The sequence below is a fragment of the Brevibacterium sp. genome, assembly GCF_031179145.1.
In the GTDB taxonomy this organism is placed as follows: domain Bacteria; phylum Actinomycetota; class Actinomycetes; order Actinomycetales; family Brevibacteriaceae; genus Brevibacterium.
In genome coordinates, this window is sequence record NZ_JAPSIB010000001.1 from 13,104 (window position 1) to 28,613 (window position 15,510).

The following is a 15,510-nucleotide window of genomic DNA, read 5'->3' on the forward strand; positions in this document are numbered from 1 at the left end:
TCAGCCGGGTCAGCTGCCCGGGGTGATGGGCAGGAACACCAGCAGAGTCGGGATGAGCAGCAGGCCCGCGGCGGAGAGGATCGCGGTCACCCGGACGGGGATCCGAGCCGGGTGAAGAGGCTGCGAGAGCCGTTCGATCCGGCGCCGCGAGAGAGAATCGCGATCGTCCGAGCTGATCCTCGCGGCTGCCTCGACCGCGCGGGCCAGGACCCGGGGGTCGACCTTGTCGCGGGCATGGTCGTCGGCCATCAGCTCGACCAGCCGGTTGACGGAGTTGAGACCGATGGCCGTGGCGGAGAAGAACGGCAGGGCACGGTGCCAGGCGGCGAACGGGATGACGAGCAGATCATGCCGGAAATCCAGGTGCGCCCGTTCGTGGGCGATGACGGCCGTGCGCTCCTCTTCTGGCAGCACTTCGAGCAGGCCCGTGGACAGGACTGCCGTTCCCTTCCTCGGCCCCTGCGGAAGGCAGTAGGCCACCGCCTCATCCGTCGTGATGATGCGGGTGTCGGGGTGCGTGGCCGAGGGTTCGCTGAGCAGGTGCAGGATCTCGGCGTGCCGCAGTCGGGTGCGACGGGCGGAGAAGAAGGTCACGGCGAGGCAGCCCAGGAGGCGGCCGATCAGGAGCACGGCGATGACGAGGAAGACCCACGCGACGACGGTCAGCTGAGTATGGGCCTGGCCGCGGATCAGATCCCAGATGCCCTCGGGCAGGTTCCGCGAGGCGGGATCGACCGCGAATGCCAGGGCAGTGCCGATGAGTGAGAGGCCACCGGAGAGTCCCACGGCCTGCCACAGGACCACTTCGGAGATCGGGTCACCGCTGAACCGCGAGAGAGCGGCCGGGATCGGCCAGGCGAGGAGGAATGCGAGGACCGCGAGCAGTGATCCGACGAGGACCATGGGCGGCCCGGGTCAGGAGCTGGTCGAGTGATTGCGCCCCAGCAGATTGCGCAGGGTCTTCGTGTCGGCTTCGGTGACGGTGCCGAGGAACCGGGCCAGGACCGCCTGGCGGTCAGGGGCCTGCGACAGGACTTCGCTCATCAATTCCGCCACATGGTCCTCGCGCGTGGAGACGGCGAGGTAGCGGTGGGGGCGAATGCTCCGGTCGCGAGTGACGAAGCCCTTCTTCTCCAACCGGGTGAGCACCGTGTGCACGGTGGTCAGCGCCAAGTCCCGTTCCGCCAGGACATCGCGCAGTTCTGCTGCGCTCAAGCCTTCGTCATGCACCCAGATGGCGTCCATCACGCTGCGTTCGAGTTCGCCCAGTGTTCCCACGGTGTCCTTGTCCTTCGAGAATGTTTCCCTGCTGCCACCAGTCTAACTCTACGAGTTGTCGAATTCCATGAGAAGCGCAGATGATGACGTCGACGCTCCGCAAATGGGATGATCGATCTTGGATGACGGGACTGTGGCCAAAGAAGTTCTACCGTGCGTAGAATTCTACGTGAAGTAGAAATTGGCGCAGATACCTTCGATCCCCGCGAACGGAGCAGGCATGGATCCGGTCCTCATCGGACGCTGGCAGTTCGGCATCACCACCGTCTACCACTTCTGGATGGTCCCACTCACCCTCGGACTCGGGATGCTGGTCGCGATCCTGCAGACCCTCTACCACCGCACCGGCGACGAGGTCTATCTGCGCAGCACCAAGTTCTTCGGCAAGCTCTTCCTCATCAACTTCATCATGGGCGTGGCCACCGGCCTGGTCCAGGAGTTCCAGTTCGGCATGGCCTGGAGCGAGTACTCCCGGTTCGTGGGCGACGTCTTCGGGGCACCACTGGCGATGGAGGCCCTGCTCGCCTTCTTCCTCGAGTCGACGTTCCTCGGACTGTGGATCTTCGGCTGGGGACGCCTGCCCCGCGGAGTCCACCTGGCCAGTCTCTGGTGCGCGGTCATCGGCTCCTGGATCTCCGCCTACTTCATCATCGTCGCCAACTCCTGGATGCAGCATCCGGTCGGAGTCGAGATGGTCGACGGCAGGCCGGTGATGACCGATGTCTGGGCGGTGCTGTCGAACAACACAGCCATCGCCGCCTACACCCACACCCTGTTCGGCGCCGTGGCCGTCGGTGCGAGCTTCCTCCTCGGCATCTCCTGGTATCACCTCTATCGCCGCCGCAAGGACGGAATCGACACGATCGCTGCCGACGGTGAGCTCGTCGTCGGCTCCGCACCCGATCTCCCCGGGCGTGACAAGCTCGATCACCGTGTCTGGATCCGCAGCCTGCGGATCGGTGCCGTGGTCGGGATCGTCGCCTTCGCCGGAGTCGCCATCACCGGTGACGTCCAGGCCAAGCTGATGTTCGAACAGCAGCCCATGAAAATGGCCTCGGCCGAGGGCGCGTGTCACGATGGCACTGGCTTCTCCGTCCTCACCGTCGGCGACCCCTCGTCGAACGACTGCGACGGCGTGGAGAACGTCTTCGAGATCCCCGGACTGCTGTCGTTCCTCGCCAAGGGAGACTTCTCCACTCCCGTCCACGGTGTGACCACCCTGCTCCCGGAATACCAGGAGCGTTACGGAACTCACCTGCCCGACGATCCCCGCTACGGTGAGCACGCCGGCGAGAAGATCGACTACCAGCCCATCATGATCGTCACCTACTGGGGATTCCGCTTCATGATCGGCTTCGGAATGATCGCGGCCGGGGTCTGCGCAATCGGGCTCTGGCTGACCCGCAGGGGAACGGTCCCGGATTCGAAGTGGCTGATGCGCGGCGCGCTGCTGTCGATCACCACCCCGTTCATCGCGAACTCCGCAGGCTGGGTGTTCACGGAGATGGGGCGGCAGCCGTTCGTCGTCGCCCCCAACCCCGCCCAACTCGACGGAGTGTACATGTTCACCCAAGCGGCGCTGTCGCCTGAGGTGACCCCGGCGATGCTGCTCTTCTCCCTGATCAGCCTCACCGCCGTCTACGGGGCCCTGATGATCGTCGAACTGCGCCTGCTCACGGGCTACGTCAGGGGAGGAGTCGCCTCGGCGATGCCCGAACTGGCACGCGTCAACCACACACCGAAGATCACCGGCGACGACGACGTCCTGTCGTTCGCGTACTGAGGAGAGATGACGATGGAAACTCTGGCCACGATCTGGTTCGTCCTCATCATCGTGCTGTGGATGGGATACCTGTTCCTCGACGGCTTCGACCTCGGCGTCGGCATGCTCATGCCGCTCTTCAGCCGCGATGAGAGGCAGAAGCGGGTCCTGCTCAACTCGATCGGCCCTGTCTGGGATGGCAACGAGGTGTGGCTGGTCACCGCGGCGGGAGCCACCTTCGCCGCCTTCCCGCACTGGTACGCCTCGCTGTTCAGCGCGCTCTACGTGCCGCTGACCCTGTGCCTGCTCGCGCTCATCTTCCGCGCGGTCGCCATCGAGTACCGCGGCAAGGGTCACACCCCTGCCTGGCGGAGCTTCTGGACCTGGGCGATGGCACTGGGCTCGCTCGGCATCGCGTTCTTCGTCGGCGCCCTGCTGGCGATCACCTCGACCGGACTGCCGCTCAACGAGTACGGCGACATGGTCGGGGGAGCGTTCGCCTGGATCGGCTGGCCGGCGCTGCTCGGAGGGCTGGGCGGAGTCGGCTTCGCCCTCGTCCACGGACTCCTCTACCTCGGCCTCAAGACCGAGGGGCCGATGCGGGCCAAGGCGCGCCGCTGGGCCCTGCGGGCGATGCTCCCGGCGTCCGTGCCCTTCCTCATCTGGTTCTGGCTGGCCGGCCTGACCCGGTTCTGGCTGCTCGCCGTCGTCGCCGTGTCGGTGGTCTTCCTCACCGCTTCGGTCCGCGCGGTCCGCGCGGGTGCGGAGAAGAGGGCCTTCACCTTCCACGTGATCTACCTGGTCACTGGGCTGAGCGCGGTCTTCGCCGCCGTCTACCCGGTCATCCTCCCCTCGACCCTGAACCCCGCCCATTCCCTGACGGTCACCTCGGCGTCGTCATCGGAGTACACCTTGGGCGTCATGTTCGTCGTCACGGTCATCTTCCTGCCGATCATCATCGGCTATCAGATCTTCAGCTATCGGATGTTCCTGGGGCGGCTGCGCGAGACCCACATTCCCGAGGCCCACCGCCTGCCCGTCGCGATCCGCTCATGAGCTCGCCGCTGCGCATCCTCTTCGACCTGCCCGCGGGCAGGCGCCGGATGATGGTGCCCGTGGCCAGCGCGCTGTTCCGGGCCGTGGGCATCGTTCTCCTCGCCGAGGCGATCGTGCGCGCCGTCGTCGGCTCCGGTGACCAGTCGCTGTGGTGGACGCTCGCCCTCCTCGGCGGGGGACTGCGCGGGTCGAGCCTGTGGTGCGACCACAGCTGGGGGACCCGGACGGCGGCGATCAGCCACCGCAGGCTGCGCGCGGAGATCCTCACCACCCTGCTCACCGGACGGTCCCGGCCGCGGGCGGGGACGGCCGTGTCGGTGACCCGCGGCATCGAGGACCTCGAGGACTACTTCACCACCGTCGTGCCGGCGCTGTGCGCGGCGGCAGCGGTTCCCGCGACCCTGTTGATCCGCATCGTGTTCGCCGATCTCCTCTCGGCCGTCATCATCGTCGTCTGCCTTCCCCTGGTGCCGATCTTCATGACCCTGATCGGCCGGTACACCGCGGACTCGACCGCAGCGACGAGCACGGCGTTGGCTCGGATGTCCGATCACCTGGCCGAACTCGCAGCAGGCCTGCCCGTCCTCATCGGCGTCGGTCGCTCGCGCGATCACGCCCGGTCCCTGCGCCGGCTCGGCCGGGACTATCACGAGGCGAGTCTGAGGACACTGCGGATCGCCTTCCTGTCGAGCCTCGCCCTCGAACTCATCGCCACGATCTCCGTGGCCCTCGTCGCGGTCGTCATCGGCCTGCGCCTGGTGTCGGGGAGCATGGACCTGACCACTGGCCTCTTCGTGCTCCTGCTGGCCCCGGAGTGCTTCATCCCGCTCCGGCAGCTCGGGGCCGGTTTCCACGCGAGCGAGAACGGTCGCGATGCCTACGATCGTGCCCGGGCGCTGATCGCCGAGGAGCAGGAGAACCGCAGCACCGTGGACTCCCGCGAGGGCACTCACGGGTCCGCAGGCGAGGGCTCTCGCGCGGACTCTCACGGGGCCACCACCGACCATTTGGTCCACGAGGACGGGACGAGGATCTCGTGGACGGGGGAGATCCCCGGTCATCCGGGCATCACGGCTGTCAGCGGACCGACGGGGGCCGGAAAGTCGAGCGTGCTCTCAGCCCTGACCGGAACCCTGCCCGCCGCTGCCGAGTCGACGCTTCCCGCCAGGGCCTGCGCCTATATGCCGCAGTCCCCGCAGATGTTCGCAGAGACCATCGGCGAGGAGCTGCGGGTCTTCGGTCTGCCAGGCTCGCAGCACGAGGCGCTGCGGAAGGCCGGGCTTCCCATGGACCAGTCGACCCCGACCGCCGCACTGAGCCCGGGGCAGCTGCGGCGGCTCGCGCTCGTTCGCATCGCCGGCCGAATCGAATCCGGCGCCGAAGTGCTCGTCCTCGATGAGCCCACCGCGCACCTCGACGAGGACAGCGCCCGGCACATCGTCGAGATGATCACTGCCCTCTCCACCCGCATTCGAGTCGTCCTCGCCAGTCATAATGAGCGGGTGCTTGCTCTGGCCGACCACGAGATCCGTCCGCAGAAGACCGAACGGCACCGACAGGTGGGGCCGGCGAGCGCTGCGGAGGCTCCCGGCGCTGAGCTCGTCGGTGACCGCGGCGCCGAGGTCACCGACCCTGCCGGTGACGCTGTCTCCGCCGGTGACGGTGTGACGAGGCCGAACGCACGGGAGAATGCTGCCGACGCATCGCCACGCATGTCGGCTGCAGTGACAGCGCCCGCCACCCACAGGCCCGGGAGGTGGCGTCAGCGGTGGGGCACACTGCGGGCGACCATGCCGTTGCTCAGCAGAGACATGGTCCTTGCCCTGCTCGCCTCCTGCGCGGCCGGCCTGTCGGCGATCGCGCTGACCGCGGTCTCGGCATGGCTCATCGTCGAAGCCTCCTACGGCCCGCCCATCATGACCCTCATGGTCGCGATCGTCGGGGTGCGGTTCTTCGGACTCACCCGTTCACTCCTCCAGTACCTCAGTCGGCTCAGACTGCATTCGGCGATCTTCGCCTCCCTGACTCGGCTGCGGTCTCGTCTGTGGGCGCACTTCGAAAGAGCGGGGATGAGCGATCGGACGATGCTCACCTCGACGACCGCCCTGCGGACCATGGTCGCCGACGCCGACGATGTCCGCGATCTGGTTCCCCGCACCCTGGTCCCGCCCGTGGTCTCGGGACTGGTGTTCGCCTCGATCGTGGTGGCAGCTGGACTGCTCCACCCCGCAGCCGTGCCGATCCTCCTCGTCCTCGGGCTCCTCGACCTCCTCGTCGTCCCGGTTCTCCTGCTGCGCGCGCAGAGCGCAGCAGCTCCGGCAGCAGCCGACGGGAAGGGACGCATCCTGTCCCTCGTCACCCGGGCGCTCGCGGCGAAGGTCGACCTGACGGCGAACCGTGCCGCGGCAGGGGTTCTCGCGGACCTCGCCGAGGCGGAGGCCGGGCTGGCAGCGGCGGCGCGGAGTTCGGCAACGGCGTTCGGAGCCGCTCAGCTCACGGTCCAGCTGTCGACGGCTGCGGCGGCCGTGGCCATTGCGTCGACGACTGCGGCACCCATGGAGATCATGGCGGTGGCCGTGCTCATGACACTCGGGCTCAGCGATGTCCTCGGGTCCGGACTCTCGGCATGGCGGGAGCTGCCCCGCCTCGGGCTGGTCCTCGACCGGATTCCGGCCCCTGACCCACGTGACTCACTCGCCGCTGACGACCGGCACGAGCCGAACGACGCCCAGGAGCCGAACGACGCCCAGGAGCCGAACGACGCCCAGGAGTCGAACGCCCATGGAATCGGCGGCGGACGCATCCCTCGGCTCGACTCTCTGGAGCTCGAAGGGATCACCGTGGGCTGGGAACGGGTGCCGGTGCTCAGCGACCTCGACCTGCGGGCCGACCGGACCCGCTGGACGGCAGTGGTCGGTGACAGCGGCAGCGGGAAGTCGACGACGCTCAGTGTGCTCTTGCGTTTCCTCGACCCATGGACGGGCAGCTACTCGGCGACCGGCCAAAAGTGCGGCTCCCTCGACATGCTCGGGTTCGAGCCGGCGGACTTGGCCGGGAGAGTGGCCTGGTGCCCGCAGGAGGCGCATGCGTTCCGTTCAACGGTCAGAGGGAATCTGGCGATCGCGCGGGCCGAAGCACCGAACGAGGCGGAGATGTGCCGGGCTCTGCGCCGCGCCGGTCTGGCCGAGTGGGCTCACCCGGCCGGGTTGGACAGATGGGTCGGTGATCGCGGCGGTGACATCTCGGGCGGTCAGCGGCAGCGGCTGGCCGTGGCGAGGACGATCCTCAGCGGCGCGGACATCATCGTCCTCGACGAACCCACCGCCCATCTCGATCGGGACACCGCCGACACCCTGATCAGTCACCTGCGGGGGAGCCTCGACGACCATACGGTCGTGTTGGTCACCCACGATCGCAGTCTCATCGCAGCCGGTGACCGAGTGGTCGACCTCGGGTCTCGGCGGCTCAGTCCCGCTTCGAGCCGAACATGATCTCGTCCCAACTCGGGATCGAGGCGCGGCTGCTCTTCTTCTTCGACTTCGATTCAGCCTCTCGCAGCTGATTCGAATCGTCGGTGACCCCGGGCTCATTGAGCAGGGAGAGCTGGTTGTCGTCGTCGAACACGCCCACCTCCTGAGTGGGCTCCTGCTCTTCATCGCTCGACTCCGGTTCGAACGCGAACACTTCGTCGTCGGTGGCCGTCTCGGGACGTCCCGGTGCGGTGTGCGCTCCCTGCGGGTGGGTCTCCGGGTCCTCGGTCACGGCTCGCAGACGTGCACGCGGCTCGTCCTCCTCCTCGTACCGGCGCCGCTTGCGCAGGTTCTCCAGGATGCGTCCGGTCTCCGCCTGGTGGTCGCGGGCGGAAGGGGTCGACTCGGGGGCAGCAGAGGCCGACGCCGGGGGCTCGATCTCCTCGGTGCGGTGGCGTTCGGCTGCGCTTCCGTAGTGCGGGATCGGACCGGTGTCGGTCGGGCCGGAGTCGGACAGCCATTTCGCCTCGTCGTCCAGCGGAGAGAGCGAATTGCGGTAGAAGTTCCAGCCGGCGGTGCGCGTGCGGTCAGCGGCGGTGAAGCTGAGCTGGATGTACCAATTGCCGTCCTGCTGCTTCCAGGCGTCCCAGTCCATCGTCTCGATGTCGACGTCGCGCATCGCCAGTCGCGTCTGGCACAGTTCGACCAGCGGGGTCGGGTCGCCGTTCGGATCGTGGTCCGAGTAGATGGGGTGGCGGCTGGCCCGGTACGCCATGTGCGAGCGTTCGGCCAGGGCAGGCCGTTCGTAGGTGCGCACCTGCTCGATGTCGGCACCCGTTGCGGCGGTCACCTCTTCCGCGCTCATCCCACCGCGAATCATCGCCTGGATGTCGCGAGGACGGACCGGGGTCTCACCCCTGACTGCGGCGCGATCCTTGCGGACGGCCGCGTAGAGAGCCTCGTCGAAGGGCAGACGGTACTGTTGGCCGTCTTCGTCGTTCAGCAACAGGTGAGTGCCGTCCGCGTCGACTCCATTCAAGCTCAAATCACGCATTGCGTAGGCTCCTTAATCGCAGTCTCGACTTGAATCGTGTCACGTCCACGTCGGAGAGTGGGGCAGATTCGCTCGCGAGTCGTGAAATCGCAAGTGCTGCGGTCACTTCAGAGCACCTGGCGGCTGCCTGGAATGGCCCCTGGCGGCTGCCTGGGGTGACGCCGCTGGCTGACCGGCGTGAATGGTTTCTGCTCACTGTGCGGACAACCGGCATTGATCGACGCCGCGCGGTAACATCGAGGGCGTGAATACGACTGCACCCATCGATACCCTCGTCCTCATGTCATTCGGAGGACCGGAGGCGCCAGAAGAAGTTGTCCCCTTCCTCCGCAATGTCACCGCAGGCCGCGGAATCCCGGAGGAGCGCCTCGAGGAAGTGGGTGAGCACTACTACGGCTTCGGAGGCCGGTCGCCCATCAACGACCAGAACAAGGCTCTCCTCTCGGCACTGCGCGCCGAACTCGACCGGCGCGGGATCGACACCCCACTGGTCTGGGGAAACCGCAACTGGGAGCCCTATCTCACCGATGAGGTCCGTGCCGCGGCCGAGGACGGACGGACCCGTTTCCTGTCGATCGACACCTCTGCCTACTCCTCGTACTCCTCCTGCCGCCAGTACCGCGAGGACTTCGCACAGACCATCGAGGCGTTGCGCGGTGAGGGCCACGACGTCTCCATCGAGAAGATCCGGCAGTTCTACAACCATCCGGGATACGCCGCTGCCTGCTCTGCTCTCCTCAAGGAAGGGCTGGAGGACTTCCGCGGTCAGGTCTCCCGGATCGACGCGCAGAAGCATCGCATCCTGTTCGTCACCCATTCGATCCCCAACGTGATGCAGGATGCTTCCGAAGTCGCCACCAACGGCTATCGGGCCCAGCATGAGGAGCTCATGGACCACCTGCTCCAGGAGCTGCCGGAGGAGATGCGCCTGCCCGCCGAGCTCGTCTACTGCTCACGGTCCGGCTCGCCGGAGGTGCCCTGGCTCGAACCCGACGTCAATGATCGGATGGAAGAGCTCGCGGCCGAGGGGATCACCGGAGTGGTGCTGGTGCCGATCGGTTTCATCTCCGATCACATGGAGGTCGCCTTCGACCTGGACACCGAGGCGAAGGAGACCGCCTCAGAGCTCGGCCTGGCCTTCGCCCGGGTGGCGACCGTCGGAACCCACCCGGTCTTCGTCTCGGGCCTCGTCGACCTCATCGAGGAACGGGTGGCCCAACTGCGCGGCGAGGAGGTCGAGACTCCCGTCATCGCGGGGACGACGCCTCTGACTCCGGGCAGCGGCGCCTGCAGCATCGACTGCTGCCGTGGTCGGATCGACCGACCGACTGTGCCGAACTGGTGACAGTTCGGAACTGATGACCCGGCACGCTTGCTGACCCGGCCCGCCGGCTGGCGCGGCCCGCCGGCTGACCCGCCCGGGCAGCAGATATGAGAATCCCTCCTCCGCTCGATGAGCAGGGGAGGGATTGTGCGCTCAGGCCTGTCCCGGTTCCACAATGATCGGTATCGCGCCGGTTTCGGCCTGGATCACCTCGGCGATGGGTCCGGTGTCGACGTCGTTGCGATCGGCAAGCGCCAGCAGGTTCTCGAGCTCGTCGATGAGGGTCTCGACCAAGAAGTCGTCCCCGGCGGTCCTGGCCTCATTCAGGCGATGACGGACATCTGCGATCCTGGTGTCGAGCTGATCTGCGAATTCACTCATCGTGTATCCGTCCTTCCTTTGGCATCCCCTCACACGCGGGGACAACGCCAGTTTCGTTCACCGGCGAAGTGCAGCCGATGCTTCCAACTCCATGCATTGTTGCAGAGCTTTTCGAGAATCCAATGTGTGCGTCGAAACGAGGAGCCTTGTCGGTGATGAGAATCACTGCGAGCGGGAGAGATCTGATCTTGCCAACGACCCCGGCAGAGTGCACAATGCTGAGGACACGTTTCGGAAAGCGGATCGAATTCCCTTTCAGTACCCCCTCAGAGAGAGCGATGACGCCACATGGCAACCGATTACGACGCACCTCGTAAGCACGACGACGAAATCAAGAGCGACTCCATCGAGCAGCTCAAGGCTCAGCGCTCCCAGGCCCAGGCCAGCAAGATCGACGAAGACGAAACCGCAGTCGCGGAGGGCTTCGAGCTGCCCGGCGCCGACCTGTCGAACGAAGAGCTGTCGGTGCGTGTCCTGCCCAAGCAGAACGACGAGTTCACCTGCATGGAGTGCTTCCTGGTCCGGCACCGGTCGCAGATGGCGAGCGAGGACGGTGGAATGCCGATCTGCACCGACTGCGCGAGCTGAGGCCCCGACCCCATCGCTCTTCCGCTCCGACGAGGACCCACAACGCGAACGCGCCCCGGAAACGGGGCGCGTTCGCGTCTGCTGTGGGAAGTCTCATACGGCCGTGGGAAGACTCATACGGCCCGGGTGGGAAGGACCTATGCGTGGGTGTTGAGGGCCGCGGCGAACTCCTGCGGGCGAGTGCTCGAGACCAGCCAGTACGGAGTCGGGTCGGTCTCATCGGCGATGTCGATCTTCACAGCGGGCTTGATCCAGGGCCGCACCATGAGGAAGGCACGCGCATTGAGCTCGATCCCGCGAGCGACACGAGCCGCCTCGGCGTCATAGGCGTGGGCAGCGGCGACGTACTTGCGGTCGATGTGAGCCTCGCCGACGATCAGCTGCGAACTGGTGACGATGATCTTCACCGTCAGCGACCGCATCCACAGCGCCAGGAGGAGGAAGGTGACCACGGGAAGGACGATCGCGCCGATCTTCCACACCGGGAAGACCATGAGCGCCGTCGCCGCCGCGGCGACTGCACAGAGGGCCCAGATGCCGGGGGAGGGGCGCAGCTTCTCGGTGTAGATCACTTGCGATTCGGGTTGAGTCGGTGCCATGCCCTCATTCTCCCACAGCGGTTTTTTTGGAAGCCCTCAGCCGGGCACGTTAGAGTGCATCTTTGTGGTCGAAACCCTGAAGATTGAACTCAAGCTGCTGGATGCCGGCATGGACGTGCCCGTCTACGCGCATGCGACCGATGCAGGTGCGGACCTGTGCTCGACGATCGACTTCGTCCTCGAGCCCTTCGCCCGGCGCCTCGTGCCCACCGGCATCGCCCTGGCTCTGCCCGCGGGCCACGCCGGTTTCGTCCACCCGCGCTCAGGACTCTCGAGCCGACACGGAGTCACCGTGATCAATGCTCCCGGAACCATCGACGCCGGCTACCGCGGCGAGATCATGGTCCCCCTCATCAACCTGGATCCCACCACCGCGATGACGATCTCCCGTGGAGATCGCATCGCTCAGCTGGTGATCCAGGAGATCAGACAAGCAGACTTCCGTCTCGTCACGTCACTGGACGACAGTGACCGCGGCGCAGGCGGATTCGGTTCCACAGGTGGAGTCGAAGCAGGACTGAGAGCCGGAGGAATGTGAAATGGGACTGTTCTCTCGATTCTCGAAGAAGAAGGCCTCGGACGAGGAACTCGACCGGGCTGCCGCCGCTGAGGAAGCCGACGAGGAGTCATCGATCCGCGGGACCGCCGTGGACGATTCCGTCGCTGAGGAGGACGACGACGCCGAGGTGGACGCCGGGTCCTCCGCAGACGAGGACGACGAGGACGACGACGAGGCGCTGCTGCGCAAGTCGGCGCCGTTCGACCGCGCGGAGAAGGGTCCCTTCGACGCCTCCGAGGACTATCCCGAGCTCAACCGCCTCGACCTCGGCGCTCTCAAGGTTCCCGTGGTCGACGGGATGCAGGTGCGCCTCGACACCGACGATTCTCAGCGCGTGCTCGCCGTGACCCTCATCCATGACGGCGGTGGAGTCCAGCTGCAGGCATTCGCGACGCCGCGCTCCGAGGGGCTGTGGAACACGGTGCGCCGTCAGCTGGCGACCGGAATCGCCGATCAGGGCGGGGAGACCAGCGAGCTCCACACGGCCCTGGGCAAGGAGCTGAGCGCGCTGGTCCCGGCCAAGACCGAGGACGGGCGCCCCACCAAGCGTGCGATGCGGTTCGCCGGCGTCGACGGGCCGCGCTGGTTCGTGCGTGCCGTGTTCTCGGGCAAAGCGGTCACCGAGGACGAGGTGCGGGCCGAGCTGAGCGCCCTGGTCCGCGGTGTCGTCGTCGACCGCGGCAACGAGGCGATGGCCCCGCGTGAGCTCATCGTCCTCACCCCGCCGCAGGTCGACCCCGCCGAGGAATCGGAGGACGACTCGGACGAGGACCTCAACCCGTTCGAGCGCGGACCGGAGATCACGGAGATCCGCTGAGCCCCATGTTGAACCTCATCACCCGCTTCGTGCGGGACTACGGCTCCCGCGACGCCGAGGTGCGGGCGGACCTCCGCCTGGCCTCTCAGATCCCCGGGGTCATCAGCATCGAAGAGCTCAAGCCGAGGCAGATGTCGAGGGTCGCCGGCGTCGTCAGCGCGACGACCCGGTCCTGCGTCGGTGACAATCCCCGACTGACCGTCACCGTCTCCGACGGCACCGGCGAGGTCCAGGCACAGTTCCTGGGACGCCGGGAGATCAGCGGCATCAAGCCCGGGGCCCTCGTGGTCCTGGAAGGCCGATTCTGCGAACACGAAGGGGAGCTGCGGGCCCACAACCCGGTGTACGAACTGATCCAGACCCGGGACGACCATGAGTGAGCAGGAGCCGCCCCGGGAGGACTGCGACCGGGACGGCACCGCACCGAACGCCGACGACCCCGGCCCCACCTCGGCGAACGCAGCCGACGGGCCCACCACCTCGGCGAACGCGGTCGACCGGTCCACCACCTCGGCGAATGAGGACGATTCCGACACGCCCGGCGGGCTGGACCCGCTGGCGAAGGTGGCGACGTCGAGCTCCCTGGCCAAGGCCGAGTCCTCGGTGCTCGCGGCTCTGGGCGGGGTGTGGGGGATCGTCACCTCGATCGTCCCCGTCCTCATCTTCGTCATCGTCTATACGATCACCGAAGACCTGCGCACGACCCTCATCGCCTCGGTGGTCGCCGGCGTCGGCGTCCTCATCGTCTCCCTCGTCGCCGGCCGGCCTGTGTCGCAGTCGATCGGCGGGCTCCTCGGAGTGCTGGTCTGCGCGCTGGTGGCACGGTCGACGGGACGAAGCGAGGACTTCTTCGCCCTCGGACTGCTGGCCAACGTCGGCTACGCGCTGGCCCTGACGGTCTCGATCCTCATCAGGTACCCGGCGATCGGCATCGTCGTGGCCGCCCTCAAGCGCTCGGGCAGCGACACCGGCGGGTTCTTCGAGTGGCGCAGCGACCCGGTCGAACTGCGCCGCTACGCCCTGGTCACCTGGATCTGGGTGGGACTGTTCGTGGTCCGGCTGATCGTGCAGGTGCCCCTCTACTACGCCGGGCTCACGGCCTACCTCGGAACGGCGAAGCTCATCATGGGCCTGCCGCTGACCGCTGTCGTGCTGTGGATGACCTGGCTCATTGTGCGGAGGCCTGCAAGAGCCTGAGCAGCGTGTCCTGCTGATCCGGCGAGGACAGGAAGAAGAGCTCGTCGCCGGCCTCGATGACGTCGTCGGGGCTCGGCGCGAAGGCGCGGGAATTGCGGATGATGGCCACCATCACCGTATCGACGGGAAACGCGATGGCCCCGATCCGCGAGGAGACCAGCTCCGAGGACTCATGGACGGTGAACTCCATCAGCCCCGCCTGCCCGCGCTCGAAGCTCATCAGGTGTACGAGCCCGCCCACCTCCACGGCCTCCTCGACGAGAGCGGTCATCAGGCGCGGAGTCGACACAGCGACGTCGACGCCCCAGTTGTCGTCGAAGAGCCATTCGTTCTTCGGGTTGTTGACCCGGGACACGGTGCGGGGAACCCCGAACTCGGTCTTGGCCAGCAGGGACAGCACGAGGTTGGTCTTGTCGTCACCGGTCGCGGCGACGACGACGTCGGCCTCCTCGAGCTTCGCCTCGCCCAGGCCCGCGAGCTCACAGGCGTCGGAGAGCAGCCATTCGGCCCCCGGGATGCGCTCGTGCCCGAGCGCGTCCTTGTTCTGATCGATGAGCAGGACCTCGTGCTTCTTGTCGAGGAGCTCCCGGGCCACGGACCGACCGACCGACCCGGCCCCGGCGATGACGACTCTCATTCTTCCTCCATGACTTCGGCTGGTGGTTCGTCCAGGATCTTCTCGATCTCGCCGAGGCGACCGACCGGACACATGAGATGCACGAGGTCGCCGTCCTGGATCAGGAGGTCGTCGTGGGCGACGACCCCCGAGGACAGCCGGGTGAGATAGGCGACCCGGGCCTTCGTGGCGTCTTCGATCTGCTTGATCGGCCGGGCCACCCAGCCGGGATCGAGGTGCACCTCGGCGAGCACCAGTTTGCCCGAGGGTTCGCGATACTCCGTGATCGACCCCTGCGGGACGAGCTTGCGCATCACCTGCTCCGCGGTCCAGCGGACGGTGGGCACCGTGGGGATTCCGAGGCGTTCGAAGACCTGTGCCCGATGCGGGTCGTAGATCCGGGCGGCGACGTTGGTGACTCCGAAGGTCTCACGGGCGACACGCGCGGCGAGGATGTTGGAATTGTCCCCGCTGGAGACTGCCGCGAAGGCGTAGGCGTCGGCGGTGCGCGCCTGGGTCAGTGTCTCCCGGTCGAACCCGATGCCGGTGATCGTGGAACCGGAGAAGTCGCGACCGAGCTTGAGGAAGGCATCCGGGTCGCGGTCGACCACGGCGACCGAGTGCCCGGCTCCGTCGAGGGCTTTGGCCAGTGACGCCCCGACTCGGCCGCAGCCCATGATGACGAAGTGCATGGGGTATTCCTCTCCGCAGTGATCTACCATTGGTGCCCGTGGCCAGCAGTTTTTCTGATGCCGTCAAAAGACTACTCGTTGGACGGCCTTTCCGCAGTGAGGACAGGCGAGTCCCTG

Annotated in this window: 16 protein-coding genes; 9 read left to right on the forward strand and 7 right to left on the reverse strand. The window is 66.9% G+C overall.

Features of this window, described 5'->3' with window-relative positions; genetic code table 11:
- Nucleotides 1–9 precede the first annotated feature (9 nt).
- The gene (locus RIT73_RS00055; protein WP_309130006.1) at nt 10–903 is read right to left on the reverse strand and encodes a M48 family metalloprotease; all 894 of its coding nucleotides are present in this window, start codon (nt 901–903) and stop codon (nt 10–12) included.
- A gap of 12 nt (nt 904–915) precedes the next feature.
- Nucleotides 916–1,278, reverse strand: coding sequence for a BlaI/MecI/CopY family transcriptional regulator (locus RIT73_RS00060; RefSeq protein WP_309130007.1), 363 nt, complete (start codon nt 1,276–1,278; stop codon nt 916–918).
- 220 nt (nt 1,279–1,498) lie between these two features.
- Between RIT73_RS00060 and RIT73_RS00065 the strand changes: the two genes are divergently transcribed.
- The 3 genes from RIT73_RS00065 to cydC are packed head-to-tail and all read left to right on the forward strand — an operon-like array spanning nt 1,499 to nt 7,587.
- Nucleotides 1,499–3,061 (forward strand): cytochrome ubiquinol oxidase subunit I, encoded by a 1,563-nt coding sequence (locus RIT73_RS00065; RefSeq protein ID WP_309130008.1) that lies wholly within the window; start codon nt 1,499–1,501, stop codon nt 3,059–3,061.
- Between the two features lie 6 nt (nt 3,062–3,067).
- The gene (gene cydB / locus RIT73_RS00070) at nt 3,068–4,096 is read left to right on the forward strand and encodes a cytochrome d ubiquinol oxidase subunit II (RefSeq protein WP_375294953.1); all 1,029 of its coding nucleotides are present in this window, start codon (nt 3,068–3,070) and stop codon (nt 4,094–4,096) included.
- A complete protein-coding gene (gene cydC / locus RIT73_RS00075; protein ID WP_309130009.1) occupies nt 4,093–7,587 on the forward strand; it encodes a thiol reductant ABC exporter subunit CydC in 3,495 nt (1,164 codons plus the stop codon). Before cydB ends, cydC begins: the two co-directional genes overlap by 4 nt.
- Here the strand turns inward: cydC and sepH are convergent.
- On the reverse strand, nt 7,562–8,620 hold the full coding sequence (sepH, locus tag RIT73_RS00080; RefSeq protein ID WP_309130010.1) for a septation protein SepH: 1,059 nt from the start codon (nt 8,618–8,620) through the stop codon (nt 7,562–7,564). The genes cydC and sepH overlap by 26 nt on opposite strands.
- Before the next feature lie 244 nt (nt 8,621–8,864).
- Here sepH and RIT73_RS00085 point away from each other — a divergent pair, with 244 nt between their 5' ends.
- A complete protein-coding gene (locus RIT73_RS00085; RefSeq protein ID WP_309130011.1) occupies nt 8,865–9,965 on the forward strand; it encodes a ferrochelatase in 1,101 nt (366 codons plus the stop codon).
- A 132-nt stretch (nt 9,966–10,097) separates the two neighbouring features.
- On the opposite strand, the gene RIT73_RS00090 is transcribed toward RIT73_RS00085, so the two are convergent.
- The gene (locus RIT73_RS00090; protein ID WP_309130012.1) at nt 10,098–10,325 is read right to left on the reverse strand and encodes a hypothetical protein; all 228 of its coding nucleotides are present in this window, start codon (nt 10,323–10,325) and stop codon (nt 10,098–10,100) included.
- A 288-nt stretch (nt 10,326–10,613) separates the two neighbouring features.
- On the opposite strand from RIT73_RS00090, the gene RIT73_RS00095 reads away from it, so the two are divergent.
- Nucleotides 10,614–10,913 (forward strand): DUF4193 domain-containing protein, encoded by a 300-nt coding sequence (locus RIT73_RS00095; protein ID WP_309130013.1) that lies wholly within the window; start codon nt 10,614–10,616, stop codon nt 10,911–10,913.
- Between the two features lie 137 nt (nt 10,914–11,050).
- On the opposite strand, the gene RIT73_RS00100 is transcribed toward RIT73_RS00095, so the two are convergent.
- The gene (locus tag RIT73_RS00100; RefSeq protein ID WP_309130014.1) at nt 11,051–11,512 is read right to left on the reverse strand and encodes a DUF3093 domain-containing protein; all 462 of its coding nucleotides are present in this window, start codon (nt 11,510–11,512) and stop codon (nt 11,051–11,053) included.
- Between the two features lie 64 nt (nt 11,513–11,576).
- On the opposite strand from RIT73_RS00100, the gene dut reads away from it, so the two are divergent.
- The 4 genes from dut to RIT73_RS00120 are packed head-to-tail and all read left to right on the forward strand — an operon-like array spanning nt 11,577 to nt 14,085.
- The gene (gene dut, locus RIT73_RS00105) at nt 11,577–12,050 is read left to right on the forward strand and encodes a dUTP diphosphatase (protein ID WP_309130015.1); all 474 of its coding nucleotides are present in this window, start codon (nt 11,577–11,579) and stop codon (nt 12,048–12,050) included.
- Nucleotide 12,051: 1 nt separating this feature from the next.
- The gene (locus tag RIT73_RS00110; RefSeq protein WP_309130016.1) at nt 12,052–12,888 is read left to right on the forward strand and encodes a DUF3710 domain-containing protein; all 837 of its coding nucleotides are present in this window, start codon (nt 12,052–12,054) and stop codon (nt 12,886–12,888) included.
- Between the two features lie 5 nt (nt 12,889–12,893).
- Nucleotides 12,894–13,268, forward strand: a complete 375-nt coding sequence (locus RIT73_RS00115) for an OB-fold nucleic acid binding domain-containing protein (RefSeq protein WP_309130017.1) — start codon at nt 12,894–12,896, stop codon at nt 13,266–13,268.
- Nucleotides 13,261–14,085, forward strand: coding sequence for a DUF3159 domain-containing protein (locus RIT73_RS00120; protein WP_309130018.1), 825 nt, complete (start codon nt 13,261–13,263; stop codon nt 14,083–14,085). Before RIT73_RS00115 ends, RIT73_RS00120 begins: the two co-directional genes overlap by 8 nt.
- Here RIT73_RS00120 and RIT73_RS00125 read toward each other — a convergent pair.
- Together RIT73_RS00125 and RIT73_RS00130 are read right to left on the reverse strand one after the other, a co-directional pair.
- On the reverse strand, nt 14,057–14,722 hold the full coding sequence (locus tag RIT73_RS00125; protein ID WP_309130019.1) for a TrkA family potassium uptake protein: 666 nt from the start codon (nt 14,720–14,722) through the stop codon (nt 14,057–14,059). The genes RIT73_RS00120 and RIT73_RS00125 overlap by 29 nt on opposite strands.
- On the reverse strand, nt 14,719–15,393 hold the full coding sequence (locus tag RIT73_RS00130) for a TrkA family potassium uptake protein (protein ID WP_309130020.1): 675 nt from the start codon (nt 15,391–15,393) through the stop codon (nt 14,719–14,721). The genes RIT73_RS00125 and RIT73_RS00130 overlap by 4 nt, the downstream gene beginning before the upstream one ends.
- Between the last annotated feature and the right edge of the window lie 117 nt (nt 15,394–15,510).